Source organism: Asanoa iriomotensis (genome assembly GCF_016862515.1).
Classification (GTDB): Bacteria; Actinomycetota; Actinomycetes; order Mycobacteriales; family Micromonosporaceae; genus Asanoa; species Asanoa iriomotensis.
Window position 1 is genome coordinate 15,339 of the sequence record NZ_BONC01000038.1, and the last position, 17,498, is coordinate 32,836.

At 72.2% G+C, this 17,498-nt stretch carries 16 protein-coding genes and 1 pseudogene; 11 read left to right on the top strand and 6 right to left on the bottom strand.

The window, feature by feature from the left end; genetic code table 11:
* Window positions 1-13: 13 nt before the first annotated feature.
* The 4 genes from Air01nite_RS24760 (at window position 14) to Air01nite_RS24770 (ending at window position 3,500) form a co-directional block, all read left to right on the top strand.
* The gene (locus tag Air01nite_RS24760; RefSeq protein ID WP_203705609.1) at window positions 14-1,375 is read left to right on the top strand and encodes a cytochrome ubiquinol oxidase subunit I; all 1,362 of its coding nucleotides are present in this window, start codon (window positions 14-16) and stop codon (window positions 1,373-1,375) included.
* Between the two features lie 4 nt (window positions 1,376-1,379).
* Window positions 1,380-2,648 (top strand): cytochrome d ubiquinol oxidase subunit II, encoded by a 1,269-nt coding sequence (locus tag Air01nite_RS24765; protein WP_203705610.1) that lies wholly within the window; start codon window positions 1,380-1,382, stop codon window positions 2,646-2,648.
* A 97-nt stretch (window positions 2,649-2,745) separates the two neighbouring features.
* Window positions 2,746-2,880: a hypothetical protein gene (locus Air01nite_RS41645; RefSeq protein ID WP_275408307.1), complete on the top strand. Its 135-nt coding sequence runs from the start codon at window positions 2,746-2,748 to the stop codon at window positions 2,878-2,880.
* Entirely contained in the window at window positions 2,877-3,500 is a 624-nt protein-coding gene (locus Air01nite_RS24770; RefSeq protein ID WP_203705611.1) for a hypothetical protein, read from the top strand. The genes Air01nite_RS41645 and Air01nite_RS24770 overlap by 4 nt, the downstream gene beginning before the upstream one ends.
* On the opposite strand, the gene Air01nite_RS24775 is transcribed toward Air01nite_RS24770, so the two are convergent.
* Both Air01nite_RS24775 and Air01nite_RS24780 read right to left on the bottom strand, forming a co-directional pair.
* A complete protein-coding gene (locus Air01nite_RS24775; RefSeq protein ID WP_203705613.1) occupies window positions 3,489-4,703 on the bottom strand; it encodes an RNA polymerase sigma factor in 1,215 nt (404 codons plus the stop codon). The two genes, Air01nite_RS24770 and Air01nite_RS24775, sit on opposite strands and share 12 nt — an antisense overlap.
* Before the next feature lie 22 nt (window positions 4,704-4,725).
* Window positions 4,726-5,091 carry a YciI family protein gene (locus Air01nite_RS24780; protein WP_203705614.1) on the bottom strand — a complete coding sequence of 122 codons (366 nt, stop codon included), beginning with the start codon at window positions 5,089-5,091 and terminating at the stop codon, window positions 4,726-4,728.
* Window positions 5,092-5,177: 86 nt separating this feature from the next.
* On the opposite strand from Air01nite_RS24780, the gene Air01nite_RS24785 reads away from it, so the two are divergent.
* Complete coding sequence (locus Air01nite_RS24785; protein ID WP_203705615.1) at window positions 5,178-5,552, top strand: RidA family protein; 375 nt, start codon at window positions 5,178-5,180, stop codon at window positions 5,550-5,552.
* Here Air01nite_RS24785 and Air01nite_RS24790 read toward each other — a convergent pair.
* A complete protein-coding gene (locus Air01nite_RS24790; protein ID WP_203705616.1) occupies window positions 5,549-6,217 on the bottom strand; it encodes a DUF6962 family protein in 669 nt (222 codons plus the stop codon). The two genes, Air01nite_RS24785 and Air01nite_RS24790, sit on opposite strands and share 4 nt — an antisense overlap.
* A 70-nt stretch (window positions 6,218-6,287) precedes the next feature.
* On the opposite strand from Air01nite_RS24790, the gene Air01nite_RS24795 reads away from it, so the two are divergent.
* The gene (locus Air01nite_RS24795; protein WP_203705617.1) at window positions 6,288-7,244 is read left to right on the top strand and encodes a glycosyltransferase family 2 protein; all 957 of its coding nucleotides are present in this window, start codon (window positions 6,288-6,290) and stop codon (window positions 7,242-7,244) included.
* On the opposite strand, the gene Air01nite_RS24800 is transcribed toward Air01nite_RS24795, so the two are convergent.
* Window positions 7,241-8,707, bottom strand: a complete 1,467-nt coding sequence (locus tag Air01nite_RS24800; protein ID WP_203705619.1) for a glycosyltransferase family 2 protein — start codon at window positions 8,705-8,707, stop codon at window positions 7,241-7,243. The two genes, Air01nite_RS24795 and Air01nite_RS24800, sit on opposite strands and share 4 nt — an antisense overlap.
* Before the next feature lie 136 nt (window positions 8,708-8,843).
* On the opposite strand from Air01nite_RS24800, the gene Air01nite_RS24805 reads away from it, so the two are divergent.
* Together Air01nite_RS24805 and Air01nite_RS24810 are read left to right on the top strand one after the other, a co-directional pair.
* Complete coding sequence (locus Air01nite_RS24805) at window positions 8,844-9,284, top strand: hypothetical protein (RefSeq protein ID WP_239090947.1); 441 nt, start codon at window positions 8,844-8,846, stop codon at window positions 9,282-9,284.
* Between the two features lie 104 nt (window positions 9,285-9,388).
* Window positions 9,389-10,363: a beta-ketoacyl-ACP synthase 3 gene (locus tag Air01nite_RS24810; RefSeq protein ID WP_203705621.1), complete on the top strand. Its 975-nt coding sequence runs from the start codon at window positions 9,389-9,391 to the stop codon at window positions 10,361-10,363.
* 59 nt (window positions 10,364-10,422) lie between these two features.
* On the opposite strand, the pseudogene Air01nite_RS24815 reads toward Air01nite_RS24810, so the two are convergent.
* Window positions 10,423-11,913, bottom strand: a pseudogene (locus Air01nite_RS24815) (glycine hydroxymethyltransferase); the annotation flags it as partial.
* 68 nt (window positions 11,914-11,981) lie between these two features.
* Here Air01nite_RS24815 and Air01nite_RS24820 point away from each other — a divergent pair.
* Window positions 11,982-12,371, top strand: a complete 390-nt coding sequence (locus Air01nite_RS24820; protein WP_203705625.1) for a TIGR03618 family F420-dependent PPOX class oxidoreductase — start codon at window positions 11,982-11,984, stop codon at window positions 12,369-12,371.
* 60 nt (window positions 12,372-12,431) lie between these two features.
* Here the strand turns inward: Air01nite_RS24820 and Air01nite_RS24825 are convergent, their stop codons facing one another.
* Window positions 12,432-15,344, bottom strand: a complete 2,913-nt coding sequence (locus tag Air01nite_RS24825) for a M36 family metallopeptidase (RefSeq protein ID WP_239090948.1) — start codon at window positions 15,342-15,344, stop codon at window positions 12,432-12,434.
* 181 nt (window positions 15,345-15,525) lie between these two features.
* On the opposite strand from Air01nite_RS24825, the gene Air01nite_RS41650 reads away from it, so the two are divergent.
* Both Air01nite_RS41650 and Air01nite_RS24835 read left to right on the top strand, forming a co-directional pair.
* The gene (locus tag Air01nite_RS41650) at window positions 15,526-16,014 is read left to right on the top strand and encodes a MarR family winged helix-turn-helix transcriptional regulator (RefSeq protein ID WP_203705629.1); all 489 of its coding nucleotides are present in this window, start codon (window positions 15,526-15,528) and stop codon (window positions 16,012-16,014) included.
* Window positions 16,015-16,054: 40 nt separating this feature from the next.
* The gene (locus tag Air01nite_RS24835; RefSeq protein ID WP_203705630.1) at window positions 16,055-17,485 is read left to right on the top strand and encodes an MFS transporter; all 1,431 of its coding nucleotides are present in this window, start codon (window positions 16,055-16,057) and stop codon (window positions 17,483-17,485) included.
* Window positions 17,486-17,498 lie beyond the last annotated feature (13 nt).

The window sequence follows — 17,498 nt, forward strand, 5'->3', positions numbered from 1 at the left end:
GCGTGACCTGTCGATGACCGAGATGCTGGCGCAGGACTACCTGCTCGAAGCCCGTCAGATGCAGGCCCTCTCGTTCGTGGTGCACATACCGCTGGTCTGCTTCGGCATCGCGTTCCCGGCGCTGGTGCTCTTCGTGGAGTGGCGGTACCTGCGCACCGGCGACGAGCTCTACCGCACGCTGGCCCGCCGCTGGTCGAAGGTGCTGGTCGCGCTCTTCGCCGCGGGCGTGGTCACCGGCACGATCCTCAGCTTCGAGCTCGGCCTGCTCTGGCCGAACTTCACCGCGACGTTCGGCGAGGTGTTCGGCCTCGGCTTCGCCATCGAGGGATTCTCGTTCTTCCTGGAAGCCATCTTCATCGGCATCTACGTGTACGGGTGGGACCGGCTCTCGCCTCGCGCCCACTTCTTCTCGGGCCTGCCGATCGCGGTCGCCGGTGTGGTGGGCTCGTTCATGGTGATCTCCGTGAACGGGTGGATGAACCACCCCGAGGGCTTCACCTACGAGAACGGGCGGGTGACGAGCGCCAACGCGGCCCGGGCGCTGTTCGGCAACACCTACTTCTGGCACGAGTTCGTGCACATGTACGTCGCCGGCTTCATCGTCACCGGCTTCCTGGTGGCAGCCGCGTACGCGGTGTGCGCCCTGCGCGGCCGGTGGGGTCGCTACGAGCGCACCGCGTTCGCCGTGCCGATGACCGCGGCCGCGGTGGCGGCGCCGGTGCAACTGCTGATCGGCGACTGGGCCGCCCGCCAGGTCGCCCAGCACCAGCCGGTCAAGCTCGCCGCGATGGAAGGGCTGGGCCAGACCACGAAGGGCGCGGCCCTGCACGTCCTCGGCTGGTACCAGAACGGCGAGGTCATCTGGGGCCTCGGCATCCCGAAGCTGCTCTCGCTGCTGGCCTTCCACGACATCAACTCGACCGTGCAGGGCCTCGACACCGTCCCGGTCGAGGACCAGCCGCCGGTCAACGTGGTCCGCTACGCGTTCCAGAGCATGGTCGGCGCCGGCACCGTGATGGCGCTGGTCGCCGTGCTCTTCCTCTACCTGCGCTGGCGCAAGGGCCGCCTGCCGGCCAGCGCCTGGTTCTACCGGGCGGTCGTGCTCTGCGGGCCGCTCTCGCTGGTCGCGCTGATCGCGGGGTGGATCACCACCGAGGTCGGTCGCCAACCCTGGGTCGTGTACGAGTTCATGCGCACCGAGGAGGCCGTCACCGGGGCGTCGGGGATCCCCGTCGGCTACGGCGCCCTCGCGGCCGTCTACCTCGGCCTGGTGATCGCGGTGGTCTGGGTGCTGCGGCGCCTCGCGCGCGTGCCGCTGGCCGAGCCTCCGGAGGACGACGTCAGCGCCGTCTATCCGCTCAGCCGCGCCGAGTGACGAGATGGTGCTGCAGACCCTCCCGGCCGCCGTCGTCGTCATCGGCCTGATCCTCTACACCCTGCTGGCGGGTGCGGACTTCGGCGCGGGCGTCTGGCAGCTCTCCGCGGGCGGTGGCGAGCACGGCCGGCGGATTCGCGACCACGCGCACCACGCCAACGCACCCGTCTGGGAGGCCAACCACGTCTGGCTGATCCTGGTGATCACGGTGCTCTGGACGGCGTACCCGTCGGTGTTCGGTGCCGTCTTCTCGACGATGGCGATCCCGATCTTCCTGGCGGCGCTCGGGATCGTGCTGCGCGGGATGTCCTACGCCCTGCAGAACGCCGCGAACGCGCGGCAGCGGCGGTACATCGACGTGTCGTTCGCGGCAGCGTCGATCATGACGCCGTACATGCTCGGCAGCGTGATCGGCGGGATCGCCGCCGGGCACGTGCCGCCCGGCAACGCGCTCGGCGCCGAGGTCGGCAGCTGGACCAACCCGACGTCGATCCTGGCGGGCTTCCTGGCCGTCGTCACCGGTGCCTTCCTCGCGGCGGTGTTCCTCGCCGCGGACGCGGAGCGGCTGCGCGAGCCCGACCTGGTCCGCGCGTTCCGCGCCAGGGCGCTGCTCGCCGGCGTGGTCGCGGGCGGGCTCGCGATCGGCGGGCTGTTCGTCGTCCGGTCCGACGCGCCTCTGCTCTTCGACGGGCTGACCTCCGGCTGGGGCCTCGTCCCGGTGGTCGTCAGCGGGGTCGCCGGGCTGGTCGCGATGGCGCTCGTGTGGCTGAGCCGGTTCACCGCGGCCCGGCTGGCCGCCGCGCTGGCGGTGGCCGCGGTCATCATCGGCTGGGCGGTCGCGCAACGGCCCTACCTGTTGCCGACCACGGTGACGATCGAGGACGCGGCCGCCAACGACACCACGATGATCGCGCTGATCGTCTCGCTGGCCGTCGGCGCGGTGGTGCTCTTCCCGAGCCTGGCGTTGCTGTTCCGACTCACGCTGGCCGGCCGGTTCGACCCGACGTCGGAGGGGCCGCCGGTCGTGCCGGGCGCGCCGGTGACCCGGGAGCGGCGCAAGCACGCGGCGCAGACCGCGATCGGCTTCCTCATCGCGGGGGTCGTCCTGCTGACCATCGCCGAGCCGGAGTTGGCGCACCTGTTCGGTCTGATCTTCTTGCTCGTCGCGATGCTCGCGGGCTTCCGCGCGGTCGGCCCGATCGAGATCGGATCGCGGCCCACGCCGGCGGTGTCGGGCCGATCGCTGCGGTCGCTGCTGCGCCGCGACCGCTAGCATTTCGGATTTTTCCGACTTGGGCGATCTGTGCCTGAGGCGGAAGTCCGGCTCCTCCCAGAGAATATGCAGCTCAGCGCCTTGTAGTCTGCCCGTCATGGACATCGGCAAAGAGACCCACGAGTACGAGTTCGCGCCGTTGCGGAGCGACCCCTTCGCGCCCGTCGTCGAGCCCGCCATCCCCGCCGCCCCGGTTGAGCCGGCGCCGGAAAAGGAGCCAGCAACCACGTGAGCCGGTCGCCTTTCCAGGACCAGTTCAGCGCGGACCGACCGACGACCCTGGTGGCGGGAGCCCTGCGCGGCTACCGGCAGTGGGAAGTCACCCTCGACATGAGGCTCAAGGCCGTGAGCCAGAACCACATCTGGCACTCGCCCATGCGCGCGATCTGCCGTCACCCCGACACGAGCCACAGCGCACCGCACGCCGACTGCACCTGCGGCATCTACGCCTGCCACCGCCCCGACGACGACCAGCTGGCCACCTCGTCGGTGCTGCACCCGGGCTGCGTCGTGACCGGCGTGGTCGAGGCCTGGGGCCGGGTCGAAGTGGGCGAGCGCGGCTTCCGCGCGCAGCACACGAAGATCGTCGCGCTGGAGTACGCCATGCCGACCCAGGCCAACCTGGTCCAGGCGTTGGGTGAGTCGCGTTACATCTTCGACGAGCGCCGGCGCACGGAGCTGCCCGACGGGCGTGTGGTGAAGACCGTCGAGCTCGTGCTCTACCTCGGCAGCCCGCGCAAGTGGGCGACCAAGCTCGCCGAGAGCTACCCCTCGGTCGAGATCTTCGACGACCGCGCCACGATGGTCCGCAAGTACCCCCCGATCGAGGTCGCCGGCCTGCTACCGCGTTAGCGCGGCGCGGCGCCGTTCCAGGAAGCGGCGTTCGGCGGCGTTGCCGGTGCCGGCGATCGCCGCGTCGTAGGCATGTGCCGCCTCCGTGTCGCGGCCCAGCCGGCGCAACAGGTCGGCGCGCACCGAGTGGTAGAGGTGGTAGCGCTCGAGGTCCAACCCCACGACGATGTCCAGCGCCGCCGCGGGCCCGTCGACCTCGGCGACCGCGACCGCGCGGTGCAGCGTCGTCACCGGGCTCGGCGCGATCGCCAGCAACTGGTCGTACAGCGTCACGATCTGCCGCCAGTCGGTGTCCGGCCCGTCGGTGTGCACCGCGTTGATCGCGGCCTGGATCTGGAGCGGCCCCGGCCGGTTGCGGGCCAGGCAGGCGCGCACGATCGCCCGCCCCTCGGCGATCTCCTCCGCGTCCCAGCGGTCCCGGTCCTGGTCGGCCAGCAGCACGAGGTCGCCGTCCGGCGTGGTGCGAGCCGCCCGACGGGCGTCGGTGAGCAGCATCAGTGCGAGCAGGCCCGCCACCTCGGGCTCGTCGGGCAGCAGCGTCACCAGCAGGCGGCCGAGCCGGATCGCCTCGGCGGTCAGCGGCTCCCGGGTCAGCTCGTCGCCGGACGTGGCGGTGTAGCCCTCGTTGAAGATCAGATAGACCACCGCGAGCACCGACCGCAGCCGCTCGGGCAGGTCGGCCGCGCTCGGCACGCGGTACGGGATGCCCGCGTCACGGATCTTGCTCTTCGCCCGCACCAACCGCTGCGCCATCGTCGGCTCCGGCACGAGGAAGGCCCGGGCGATCTCCGCGGTGGTCAGCCCGCCGAGCAGCCGCAGGGTGAGCGCGACCCGGGCCGGCATGGCCAGCGCCGGGTGGCAGCAGGTGAAGATCAGCCGAAGCCGGTCGTCGCCGATCGGGTCGGGCTCGGCCGGGTCGGGTTCCGTGGCGTAGAGCAGCGCGGCCTGGGCCTGGCGGGCGTCGCGGGTCGACTCGCGGCGGGCGTGGTCGATCGCGCGGTTGCGGGCGGTCGTGATGATCCAGCCGGCCGGGCTCGGCGGCAGGCCGGCCTCCGGCCAGCGGCGGACCGCGGTGGCGAAGGCGTCCTGGACCGCGTCCTCGGCGGTGTCGATGTCACCGAGGACACGGACCAGGACCGCGACGGCGCGGCCGTACTCCGCCCGGAAGATCCGCTCGATCTCGGCGGTCGAGACGACTGGCATCCTGCCAGCCTGCCTCACCCGGTCAGGGCAGGTGCGATCCCGGGTCGCCGTGGAACGGGCGGACCTCGATGGGCAGCCGGGTCGCGCGGGCGAACTTGCGGGCCCAGGACAGTGCTTCGTCCAGGTCGTCGGCGGCGAGGACGGTGAGGCCGCCGACATGTTCCTTGCCCTCCACGTACGGGCCGTCGGTCGTCACGAAGTCGGTGCCGTCGTGCCGCACCACGGTCGTGGCGCTGACCGGATGCAGGCCGCCCGCGAAGACCCAGGCCCCGGCGGCCCGCAGCTCTTCGTTGACCGCCTCGACGTCCTTCATGATCGGTTCGAGCTCCTCCGGCGGCAGCGCGCGGCCGTCGCCGGGCTGCTGGAGAGCCAACAGGTAGTGCTTCATCCGTCTCGTCCTCTCGTGTGCGTCACTCCACCAGCTACACGAACGGCCACCGGCCCGATCGACACCGGGTGAAAGAATCCTCTGTCGTGACCGAACTCTCGCTCGTCGCACCCAACGGATACAGCCACGTCGCCAGCATCCCGGCCGGGAAACGGCTGGTCTGGACGGCCGGTCAGGTCCCGGTCGACGCGACCGGTGCGGTGGCGGTCGGCGACTGGGCGGAGCAGACCCGCCAGACACTGCGCAACGTCGAGACGGCTCTGGCAGCCGCCGGCGCCGGCTGGGCCGACGTGTTCAAGCTCACCGTCTACGTCACGGACGTCGCCGAGTTGCCGACGATCCGGGCCGTCCGTGACGAGTTCGTCGACGTCGAACGCCCGCCGACCAGCACGCTCGTGCGCGTGGCCGGCCTGGTCAACCCGGACTTCCTGATCGAGATCGAGGCCGTCGCGGCGATCTAGGTCTCGACGCTGGCCGCGGGCCGAGACAGGACCGCCGGCGGCGCGGGGCGGCGGGTGGTGACGAGCGCGCGGTAGAGCAGCACGATGCCGCCGATCTGGGCCAGGTGGTAGAGCGAGTCGCCGTCCAGGTAGACCGCACCGGTGAGGTTCTCGGAGATCACCTTCGTCGCGGCGGCGGCGCCGCTGGCCACGACCGCGAGCAGGATCGGCAGCGCGAGCGGGTGCCGGCGGCGGGCGGCATAGGCCCAGAGCCCGATGATGCAGGCGAAGGTGATCGACTCGCACGCGACCAGGGCGCCGACGCCGGCGCCGGTGGTGACCGCCAGACCGAGGTACGCGCCGAGCCCGCCCGCCCGGAGCACCCAGAACACCCGACGGTGTCCCGGGCCGAGCACCTCCTCCACCGTGGCGGCCAGCAGGCAGGAGACGCCGAGCACGACCCCGACGCTGATCAACGTCCAGCTCACGGTCGCGACGGCGGGCCACTGGACGAGGAAGCCGTGATGGACGAAACCGCCCAGAGCGGACACCCCGAGCCAGCCGAGGGCGAACTCCCAGTAGCGGTGGGCCGGCGACACTCGCCGCCGCAACAGGCCGATCGCCAGCGCGCAGGCGACCAGACCCAGCAGCAGGTCGGTCAGGGACTGCGCGGGCTCCACCAACATCACTCCAAGCTACGCTGCCCGTCACGTCGTGTTCACCTCCGCGTACCCCGGGCTGGATAACTTCCGCCACATGTCGGCCATCCCAGAGGTCAGCGTCGTCATTCCCACCCGCGGCCGGCCTGAGCTGGTCACTCGCGCGGTGCGCGGGGTGCTGGCCCAGACCTTCGACAACCTCGAGGTCATCGTGGTGGTCGACGGCCCGGACGACGGGACCGTGGCGGCGCTCGGTGCGATCGGGGACCCCCGGTTACGCACCGTCGTGCTGCCCCGCAGCGGCGGCGCGCCGAACGCCCGCAACACGGGCGTCGCGGCGGCGCAGGGCGCCTTCGTCGCCATGCTCGACGACGACGACGAGTGGCTGCCCGAGAAGCTGGCGGTGCAGCTCGAAACGGCCAAGTCGGCCGACGTGCCGCTGCCGATCGTCACGTGCCGGCTGGTCAACCGCACGCCCCGGGCCGACTTCGTGATGCCGCGCCGGCTGCCCGAGCCCGGGGAGGCGCGCAGCGAATACCTGACGGTCCGGCGCGGGCTGTTCCACGGCGACGGCTTCGTGCAGACCTCGATGATCCTGGCGCCGACCGCGCTGTTCCGGAAGGTGCCGTTCACCGTCGGCCTGCCCCGCCTGCAGGAGCTCGACTGGACGTTGCGGGCCCTGGCCGAGGACGGCGTCGACCTGTTCGTGGCGCCCGAGGCGTTGGTCCTCTGGCACGCCGACGAGAACCGGCCCCGACTGAGCCTGGCGTCACCGTGGGAGCAGATGTTCGACTGGTCCCGGCGCAACCGGGCGCTGTTCACCCCGCGGGCCTACGCGGCCGTGACGATGAGCGTGATCAGCTCGATGGCCGTCGCCAGCGGCAGCTTCCGGGTGTTTCGTGCGGTGCTGGGCGAGGCGGTCCGGCACGGCCGGCCCGGCTTCTTCGACTACCTCACGTTCCTGCAGATCTGGCTGGTGCCGCCGAAGCTGCGCGCCACGCTGCGCGACCGGCTCCTCCGCCGCCGGTCGGCAGGGGAGGCCGTCGCCGCCTAGCGGGTCCGCAACACGCGCCGCACGCCCAGCCGGCCGACCAGCATCGCCGCGCGCAGCAGCGACCGCACGCCGCCGACCTCCGCCGTCGACGGCATCGGCCGCCGGCGCCGGCCCGGGTCGCCCGGCGCGCCGTCGACGGTGACACCGACCGCCGCCAGGGTCTCGTCCCGCGTGCCGTGCACCGCCGCGACCGCGTCCCGGAGCGCCTCGCCCGGCGCCCGGACCAGCTCGGCGCGGCGCACCGCCGCGGTCCGCCAGAGCGCCGCCGCGCCGACTTGGACCAGGCCGACCCGGTGGTGGTCGGCCAGCTCGACCAGGTGGCGCAGGCTGTCGCGGGCGAGCCGGTACGCGGGCGGCAACTCCAGCAGGAACGGCGCCGGGAACGCGGCGACGGGCTCGGTGACCAGGCGGACCCGCGGCTCGCCCCGGTAGGTGGCGGCGATCAGCCGCAGGTCGAGGCAAGGGTCGGCGAGCGGCGACACGCGCCCGTCGTCGAGCGTGTCCCAGGGGCCGAGCAGGTTGACCCGCACGTCGAGGTCGGTGCCGGAGAGCACCGCGTCGGCCGCCGCCCGGACCCGCTCCAGCGGCTCGTCGCCGACGGGGATGACCACCTCGGCCAGCGGAACGGTCCAGGTGGTGCCGCCCGCTGTCCGGGCATGCCGGGGGTACGGAATCCGGTCGGCGAAGAACGGCCGGTTGTAGCGGGCCACCGCCGCCTGCGCCCGCATCACCTGGGTCCGGCCGAGATGCCAGGCCCGGGCCGCCGGCTCGGGCACGAACACGGCGCCGGCCTGGGCGAGCCGGTAGCCGAACTCGGTGTCCTCGCCGAGCCGCAGCGCGGTGTCGAACCCGCCGGCCGCCGTGTAGAGGTCCCGGCTCAGGGCGGCCGTGGCACCGACGTGGATCCGGAACGCCAGGTGGTCGGCCAGGCGGAGCCGGTCGGTCTGCGCGATGTAGCGCTCGACGTAGCGATGCGGCTCGCCACCGTCGAACAGGGACTCCGCCCCGCTGCGCACGACCACCTCGGGTGCCGGCCATGGCCCGTCGACGAACCGCTTGTAGCCGAGCGTCACCGCGTACGGCAGGACGTGGTGCCACCGCGCCTGCGCCGCGACGTGCTCCGGGTAGACCACCATGTCGGCGTCCAGCCAGTGCAGGATCTCGCCGGTGCTGTGCCGGACACCCCAGGCCAGCGCGTTGGCCCGGCCCCAGCCGGACGCGACGCGGACCAGCGTCGTGCGCGCCGGCCGCAGCGGGGGCAACTCCAGCGCGGGCTCCGACCCGTCGTCGACGACGACGACCTCGAGCAGCTCGCTGGGGTACGTCTGCCGGCTCAGCGCGGCCAGCGTCAGGTCGAGCGTCGCCTGGCACCGGTAGGCCGGGACGATCACGCTGACCGACCGGGACGGCCGCCAACCGGCCAACTCCGGGGCGCGAACGGTGGACCAGTCGTTGCGGAGCACCCGCGGAATGGTGTTCACGCCCGGCCTAACGCGGCTGGCCGCCCGAAGGACCCGCCGTTTGATCCGGATAGCAGCGGGTAGGCCGGTTTCAAGTCCCCCTGTCCGCACGGTGTTGTCGCGAACAAGGAGGAGTCACGTGTTGCTGCTGCGAGACCTCGCCCACCAGGTGCCACTGCGGCTGGCCGCCGGAGCCTTCGTGCTCAACTCGGGCCTGGAGAAACGAGGTGCCGACGAGGTCACGGCGAAGGGCTACCACGGGCAGGCGGCCACGGCGTACCCGTTCCTCGGCGAGATGGAGCCGAAGCGGTTCTTCAAGCTGCTCTCGACCGCCGAGATCACCGTCGGCTCGATGCTGCTGTTCCCGCTGGTGCCCGAGGGGATCGCCGGGCTGGCGCTGACCGGGTTCGCGGCGGGGCTGGTGGGCTTCTACTTCCGGACGCCCGGCCTGCGGCGCAAAGGCAGCCTGCGGCCGACCGACCAGGGTGTGCCGCTGGCCAAGGACACCTGGCTGCTGGGCATCGGGCTCAGCCTGCTCGCCGACGACGTCGTCCGTGGCTTCCTGCGCGTCCGGAGGTGACGCGGGTAGCGACTGAGCCGGATGGGGTTTGCTGAATCCCTGCCGACCCGGTGCGGCGCTGGCTGTAATGGCTAAGGGGTGTACCCCGGGGCGGAAGGTGGTCGATGCGGGCGTCGGGCAGCCGATTGATCAGCGTTGGTGCGTACCGGCCCTCGCGGGTCGTCTCCAACGCCGAGATCTGCACGCTCATCGACTCGACCGACGAGTGGATCCGCCGGCGGTCGGGCATCGTCAGCCGCCGCTTCGGCGGCCCCGACGAGACCGTGGTCAGCATGGGTGCGGCCGCCGGGCGGCAGGCGATCTGCCGCGCCGGGTTGGACCCGAGCGAGATCGACACCGTGCTGCTGGCCAGCATGTCCTGGGTGCACCAGTCGCCGCCGGCCGCACCGCAGGTGGCCGAGCAGGTCGGCGCGTCCGGTGCGGCCGCCATCGACGTCGGTGTCGCGTGTGCCGGGTTCTGCCACGCGGTCGCGGTCGCGGACGCGCTGGTCCGGGCCGGCACCGCTCGGCACGTCCTGGTGGTCGGCGCGGAGAAGATGACCGACATCGTCGAGCCCACGGATCGGACGATGGCGTTCCTGTTCGCCGACGGCGCGGGCGCCGTGGTCGTCGGCCCGGCCGCCGAGCGCGGCATCGGCCCGGTGGTCTGGGGCGCCGACGGCTCGAAGGCCGCGCTGATCGCCCACCCGGTGCCGTGGACGAACCTGCGCGAGCACCCCGACGTGTGGCCGTCGCTGAAGATGGCCGGGCCGGAGGTGTTCCGCTGGGCGGTCGCCGACGTGACCGCGACGGCCCGCGCGGCGCTGGCCGCGGCCGGGCTGAAGCCCGAGGCGCTGGCTGCGTTCGTGCCACACCAGGCCAACGCGCGGATCACCGACAAGATGGCGACGGCGCTGGGCCTGCCGGCGTCCTGTGTGGTCGCCGGCGACATCGAGACGGCCGGCAACACCTCGGCCGCCTCGATCCCGCTCGCGCTGGACGCGCTGCTCGCGGCCCCGACAGCACCGACCGGGCCGGCCCTGCTGGTGGGCTTCGGCGCGGGGCTGTCGTACTCCGCGTTGGTGGTCGATCTTCCTTAGGCGGCGGCGCCCCGGTGCTCGAAGGCGGTCAGGCCGAAGTCGGCCGGGTGGAAGTGGTCGAGGTCGAGGTGCGGGTAGAGCACGTGCTGGGCGAGCAGCGCGTGCACGCGCTTGCCGGCCTCGTCGACCGCGTCGGGCTGGGTGCTGAACTTGGCCTTGCTGGCCGGCTTGTCACCCTCGCCGGCGGCCGGCGTGGTGGCGGCCAGCACGCGGGCGATGATGTCGGCGATCTCGTCCATCTCGCCGGTGCCCATGCCGAGCGTGGTCAGCGCCGGCGTGCCCAACCGCAGCCCGCTCGTGTACCAGGCGCCGTTGGGGTCGCCCGGCAGGCTGTTGCGGTTGAGCGTCATGCCGCAGTCGCGCAGGGCCTGCTCGGCCTGCCGGCCGGTGAGCCCGAAGCCCTGCTCGACGTCGACGAGCAGCAGGTGGTTGTCGGTGCCGCCGGTGAGCACCGGGACGCCGCGCTTGAGCAGGCCCTCGGCCAGCGCCTGCGAGTTGGCGACGATCCGGGCGGCGTAGTCGGCGAACTCCGGCTTCGACGCCTCGCGCAGCGCGACGGCCTTCGCGGCCATCACGTGCGACAGCGGGCCGCCGAGGATCGCGGGGCAGCCCTTGTCGAGCGCCTCCGCGTATTCGGCGGTCGAGAGCACCATGCCGCCGCGCGGGCCGCGCAGGGTCTTGTGCGTGGTCGTGGTGACGACGTGCGCGTGGGCGACCGGGTCGAAGTCGCCCTGGAACACCTTGCCCGCGACCAGGCCGGCGAAGTGTGCCATGTCGACCATCAGGGTCGCGCCGACCTCGTCGGCGATGGAGCGCAGCTCCGCGAAGTTGATTTTCCGGGAGTACGCCGAGTAGCCGGCGAGCAGGATCAGCGGCCGCACCTCGCGGGCCCGGTCGCGCACGGCGGCGAGGTCGAGCAGCTTGGTCTCGGGATCCACGGAGTACGAGTGCGCCTCGAACATCCGGCTGGAGATGTTGAACCGGTAGCCGTGCGTCAGGTGCCCGCCGGAGTAGTAGTCCATCGCGAGCAGGCGCTGGCTGTTGACCGCCGCGCGCAGCTCGGCGAACTGCGCCTCGGTGATCTGCGGCAGCCGGGCGGGCCCGTCGAGGCCGCCGAACCGCTCGAGCACGTCGGCCTCGACCCGGGTGGCCAGGATGGCCAGGAACGCGACGAGGTTGGCGTCGGCGCCGGAGTGCGGCTGCACGTACGCGTGCGCGGCGCCGAACAGGTCGGTGGCGAGCTTCGCGGCGGTGGCCTCGATCGTGTCGACGTTGTCGCAGCCGGCGTAGAACCGGTGGCCCGGGAAGCCCTCGGCGTATTTGTCGGTGAGCAGCGAGCCCTGCGCCGCCTGCACGGCCAGGGAGCTGAAGTTCTCCGAGGCGATCAGCTTGAGGTGTGACCGCTGGTCGAGCAGCTCCTGCACGGTCGCGGCGGCGATGCCCGGGTCGACCGCCCGCACCGCGTCGAGCATCGCGTAGAACCCGATGGCGGACGGGTCCACCTGCGCGGGACTCACGGCCCCGAGATACCTGCCGACGATCGTCTCCATGCGGGTCATTGTCCGCCAGCACCGTCACCGGTCAGCGGGCGGGTGTCCCGCGCCGTACGGTAGGAATCATGACAAAGCTGCCCGCCGATGTGGTTCGGCTGATCGACGAGCCCTGCACCGCGCACCTCGCGACCCTGCTGCCCGACGGCGCACCGCACAGCGTGCCGCCCTGGGTGGGCCTCGAAGGCGACCGCGTCTCGTTCCTGACCTCGCTGGGCTCGCGCAAGGCCCGCAACATCGCCCGCGACCCGCGCGTGGCGATCTCGCTGACCCACCCGCAACGCCCGAACGACATGGCCTACCTGCGCGGCCGGGTGGTCGAGGTGGTGGAGGGCGACCGGGGCTGGGAGATCATCGACCGCCTGGCCCAGAAGTACATGGGCGGCCCGTACCCGTTGCGCACCGACCGGGTGGCCTTCCTCGTCGAGGTCGACCAGTCCGGCGCGATGTCGTTCTAGCCGGGAAAGGAACGGACCGTTGTTAACGCATAGCGTTAACAACGGTCCGTTCCTTTCGGCTCAGGCTAGGAACGCCTGGAACTCGGCGGCGCGGACGAAGTCGTCCTGGACGCTGCCCGCGGCGCAGTCGGTCGTGTACTGCGGGTCCTGGTCCTGCTCACCCGCGTAGTCCGGTGCGCCGGTGCACTGGTTGGTGACCACCTCGAAGCGCAGGTGGGTGGCCAGCGTCGGCTTGAAGCGGAAGCCCTTGAACAGCAGTTCGGGCGCCCGCGGCCGCGGCGCGACCGACGGGAAGGCGTCATCCGGGCTGGTGTAGACGGCCCGGAAGTCGGCCGGGTCCGCGCACGTCACGGAACCCTTCGCCAGGCACGCCGACACCTTGAACTGGCGCAGCGCGGTGAACCTGTTCTGGCCGCCCGCGTCCGGGTCGCCGGCGACGGCCGGCCGGAGCATGGCGCTCACCTGGACCCGGCTGACCAGTTGTGTGCCGCCGGCCAGGTCGACCGTGACCTGCTTGCCTGCGACCGGGCTGTTCAGCGACGCCCAGTTGGTGGTCTCGTCGTCGTCGATCAGCTTGGCCTGGTTGACGCCGTCGCCGGTGGCGGTGGCGCCGGCCGAGCCGGACGCGAGGTTTTCCAGCATGACCACCGGCAGCGGCACGGTCTGGCCGGCCTTGACGGTGATCGGGCCGACGCGCACCAGGCCGCGGCCCGGCGCCTGGGCGACGAACTCGTAGGTGCCCGGCACCAGCGCCACCTCGCTGCCCAACGGCGTCGCGGCGTCGGTGTCCGCCACCGGCACCGCGCGGGCCTGGTAGCGGCCCACGAACAGCTTGGCGTTGGCCAGCGGGCCCGAGCCGCCGCCGAGCGCGACCGGCTTGAACTGTACCCGCGCCTCGGTCGCGTGCGGCGACGCGAAGCTCGGCACCGGGTTGGCGTCGGCCGGGCTCAGGCTCGTCGCGCCCTCGCCGAGACCGCGCTTGGCGAACGCGTTCCAGAGCAGGTCCTGGTTGGCGCCGCCGAACCGGATCTGGTCGGCCGCGAGCATCGCGTCGCGGGAGTCGACCATGCTGACCCCGCTGACGCCCATCAGCAGGTACGAGTCGAAGACGAGCTGGATCCAGCGGCGGTTGCCCGGGCACGAGGTGACCGGCCGTTCGCCGTTGGCGCAGGCCTTCTGGAGCTTCGCGTTGCCCGACCCGTACCGCTTCATCATCGCGGCCCGGATGTCGTAGTTCGTCGCCGTCCACACCTCGCCCGAGGCGTGCACCTGCAGACCCACGAAGTCGTAGTCGACCGAGCTGTAGTTCAGCGGGCTGTCGGCCATGTTGTAGTTGCGGATGCCGGCGATCGGGTCCGAGGTCACGTACTGACCGATCGTCGTGCCCTGCAGGCCCTTGGCCGCGTAGCCGTGCTCGTAGAGGTATTCCATGGCGAGCTGGTCCGACCAGCTCTCGCTCATGCCCTGCGGGCTGCTCACGCCCGCGTTCGGGCCGGCGATCATGCGGTTGGTGATGGCGTGGCCGTACTCGTGGGCGATCACGGACATGTCGTAGTCGCCGTCGACGCACGGTGCGTAGAAGGTGCCGGGGATCGCCTGCCACAGGTACATGTTGGTGATCGGCGCGGTGCCCTCCGGCGGCGTGATCTGGTTGGCGTTGTCGCGGGCGGCGAAGCCCGGGAACCCGCCGGCGATGCCGCCCGCCTGCGCGTTGCCCTGCTCGAAGTCGTTGCCGAGCCCGCCCTTGCCGAAGTTGTCGCCCTGCATGTTCCAGGCTTCCTCGGTGAAGCCCAGGTGGTAGGACCAGTCGTGCATCCGGTTGTGCATCGCGAACAGGTTGGCCCGGGCCGCGTCGATGTCGTTGCGCTCGGGCGAGGTGAACACCGCGGGGTCGCAGCCCTGCTCGTACCACTGGTTGGTCCAGTTGTAGTTGTAGTCGCGGTTGGGCCGGGCCGTCGAGGTCTCGGTGCCGACGGTGAACGGGTCGGCGCTGTTCCAGTTGTGCACCGCGATCGCGTTGTTGCCACGGGTCGTGTTGGTGGACAGGCCCGTCGCCGGGTCGACGTCCCACGGCAGCGGCGACGCCGACGTGCCGACGGCCTCGTCACAGCCGCGCTGCTGGGTCCAGCACCAGTCCTCGCGGGTGTCCTTGGAGCTGTAGTCGACGCGCGGGTTGCTCGGGAAGACCTGCCACTGCGGGTTGTCGCCGGAGTCGTGGTGGTCGACCAGGTCCTCGCGGACCAGCACGCCGCCGTCACGAGCGTCCACATAGGTCGAATAAGCCACCGGCTCGGCGCCGTTGGCGACGACCACCACCTGGTACGCCGCGCGGGCGCCCCGGTCGGCGGTCGGCACCGCCACGAGGTCGGTGCGCAGGACCGTGGCGCCGGCCGCCGCGGCGTCGGCGATCGCGATCCGTTCCGCGTCGGCGGCGGACAGCGTCGCCGGCTCCGGCGCGCCGCCGTCGCGGGCCAGGGAAGAGCTGACGTGCCAGACCGATCCGTCGCGTACGCCGACGCTCAGGATGCCGTCCTGTCCGGCGGGCAGGTCGCCGAACCGCTGACGCATGATGACGGCGGCACCGTCGCCGATCGGCCGCACCGTGAGCACCTCGAGCGCGGCGGCGCCGGACTCCGACAGCCCCAGCAGCTCGCGGTTGGCGGCCACGTATTCGCGCGCGGCCTGCGCCGGATCGGCGGACAGCCCGCTGGCCAGTGCCTGGTCGGTCGGCGCCACCACCGCGGCGGTGCCGAGGTTGTTGTAGGTCACCCGGGCCTGCGTGCGGCTGGCCCGGTTGCGCTGTTCGCCGGTCGGCGCGATCGCGCCCCGGCGGTTGTCCTTGTCGCCGGTGCCGACGTGGTCGCCTTGCACGACACCGCCGCCGGCCGGCCCACGCTGCTGCTGTGGTGCCGACCGCGCGGCGCCGCCGGCCGCACCGGACGCGAGAACCAGCACCGCTGCGGTCAGCAGCACGGTGGATCCTCGCCGGCTAAGAAGTCGTCTTTGCACGGCCCCTCCTCTCCGGACGGCTGCGTTGCCGTCGGGGAGGAATCTACGGGCGACATTGATCTACGGGAATGGGCCGGATGGACGTGAATCGATCCACAGCGCCTGACTTCGGCAGATTATCCGTTACGGACCTATGCTGGGAGCCATGACCGCGATGGCACCCCGGCGCGAGCGCCCCGACCTGTCGTTCCTGCTCGACCACACCAGCCTCGTGCTGCGCTCCCGGATGACGGCGGCGCTGGGCGAGATCGGCCTCACGCCGCGGATGCACTGTGTGCTCGTGCACGCCCTCGAACAGGAGCGCACGCAGATCCAGCTCGCCGAGATCGGCGACATGGACAAGACGACGATGGTCGTCACGGTCGACGCGCTGGAGGAGGCCGGGCTGGCGGAGCGGCGCCCGTCGAGCACCGACCGCCGGGCCCGGATCATCGCGGTCACCGACGCGGGCGCCCGGCTGGCCCGGCGGAGCCAGGAGATCGTCGACCGGGTGCACGCCGAGGCGCTGGACGCGCTGCCCGCCACCGAGCGCAAGGCGTTCCTGCGGGCCCTGGAGCGGTTGGTCGGCGACCACCTGGCCGCGCCGGTGGAGGCACCCCGGCCGGTCCGCCGGGCTCGGGAGGTAGTCCGCTGAGAGATTGTCTGTAACAAAACTATCTAGTACGGTCCTTCGTATGAACGAAGCCCGTACTCGGTGGACCGCGCTCGGCGTGCTCGCCACCGGCTCGCTGATGACCATCCTCGACGGCTCGATCGTCACGGTCGCGATGCCCGCCATCCAGGCCGACCTGGGCTTCTCGCCGCCGGCCCTGAGCTGGGTGGTCAACGCGTACCTGATCGCCTTCGGCAGCCTGCTGCTGCTCGCCGGGCGGCTCGGTGACCTGATCGGTCGCAAGTGGATGTTCCTGGCCGGCACCGCCGTGTTCACCGCGGCCTCGCTGCTGGCCGGCGCCGCCACCACGCCCGCGCTGCTGATCGCGGCCCGGTTCCTGCAGGGCGTCGGCAGCGCGCTGGCCGTCGCGGTCAGCCTGGGCATCCTCGTCACGCTGTTCACCGCGCCGGGCGAGCGGGCCAGGGCGATCGCGGTGTTCAGCTTCACCGGCGCGGCCGGCGCGGCCATCGGCCAGGTGCTCGGCGGCGTGCTCACCGACGCGCTGAGCTGGCACTGGATCTTCCTGATCAACCTGCCGATCGGGCTGGCCACGATCGCGCTCGGCCGACGGACGCTGCCGGCCGAGCCGGGCCTGGGCCGCCGCGCCGGGGCCGACGTCCTGGGCGCCGGGCTCGTCACCGCCGGCCTGGTGGTCGGCATCTACACGGTCGTCAACGTCTCGTCGTACGGCGCCGGCCGGGTAGTCGGCCAGTTCGCGCTCGCGGCGGCCCTGCTGGCGGGCTTCGCCGTGCGGCAGGCCACCGCCCGCGACCCGCTGGTGCCGCCGCGGGTGCTCCGCGCGCCGGGGGTCGCGGTGGCCAACCTGGTGCAGGTCCTCACCCTCGCCGCCTGCTTCGCGTTCCAGGTGCTGGTGACGCTCTACCTGCAGAACGTCCTCGGGTACGACGCCCTGCGCACCGGCCTGGCCATGCTCCCGGCCGCCGTGGCGATCGGCGCGGTCTCGCTGGGCCTCGCGGCGCGGCTCAACGCCCGCTTCGGCGAGCGCCGGATGCTGCTGGTCGGCCTCGTGTCCCTGTTCGGCACGCTCGCGCTGCTGGTCCGGGTGCCGGTGCACGCGAGCTATGCCGTCGACGTGCTGCCGGTGATGCTGCTCGCGGCCGGCTTCGGTCTCGTGCTGCCGGCGCTGGCGAGCCTGGCCATGTCGGGCGCACGACCCGACGACGCGGGCCTGGTGTCCGGGGTGTTCAACACGACGCAGCAGATCGGGATGGCGCTCGGCGTCGCGGTGCTGTCGACGCTCGCGGCGGCGCGCACGGACGGCCTGCTCGCCGCGGGCCGGGACGCGGCCTTCGCCCTGACCAGTGGCTACCGGCTGGCCTTCGGGGTCGGTGCGGGGCTGGTCGCACTCGCCTTCCTGACCACGTTGGCGCTGCTGAAGCCGGCTGTGCGGCCCGCGATCGAGCCGGCTCCCGAGTTCATCAAATCAGTTTGATGTAATGTGGACC

Coding starts and splice junctions, on each gene's coding strand:
- Air01nite_RS24775 (WP_203705613.1), bottom strand. CDS start 4,703: ATGCCAGTCGTCTCGACCGCCGAGATCGAGCGGATCTTCCGGGCGGAG.
- Air01nite_RS41645 (WP_275408307.1), top strand. CDS start 2,746: ATGGACATCGGCAAAGAGACCCACGAGTACGAGTTCGCGCCGTTGCGG.
- Air01nite_RS24795 (WP_203705617.1), top strand. CDS start 6,288: ATGTCGGCCATCCCAGAGGTCAGCGTCGTCATTCCCACCCGCGGCCGG.
- Air01nite_RS24780 (WP_203705614.1), bottom strand. CDS start 5,091: ATGAAGCACTACCTGTTGGCTCTCCAGCAGCCCGGCGACGGCCGCGCG.
- Air01nite_RS41650 (WP_203705629.1), top strand. CDS start 15,526: ATGACCGCGATGGCACCCCGGCGCGAGCGCCCCGACCTGTCGTTCCTG.
- Air01nite_RS24760 (WP_203705609.1), top strand. CDS start 14: ATGACCGAGATGCTGGCGCAGGACTACCTGCTCGAAGCCCGTCAGATG.
- Air01nite_RS24790 (WP_203705616.1), bottom strand. CDS start 6,217: ATGTTGGTGGAGCCCGCGCAGTCCCTGACCGACCTGCTGCTGGGTCTG.
- Air01nite_RS24835 (WP_203705630.1), top strand. CDS start 16,055: ATGAACGAAGCCCGTACTCGGTGGACCGCGCTCGGCGTGCTCGCCACC.
- Air01nite_RS24810 (WP_203705621.1), top strand. CDS start 9,389: ATGCGGGCGTCGGGCAGCCGATTGATCAGCGTTGGTGCGTACCGGCCC.
- Air01nite_RS24765 (WP_203705610.1), top strand. CDS start 1,380: ATGGTGCTGCAGACCCTCCCGGCCGCCGTCGTCGTCATCGGCCTGATC.
- Air01nite_RS24820 (WP_203705625.1), top strand. CDS start 11,982: ATGACAAAGCTGCCCGCCGATGTGGTTCGGCTGATCGACGAGCCCTGC.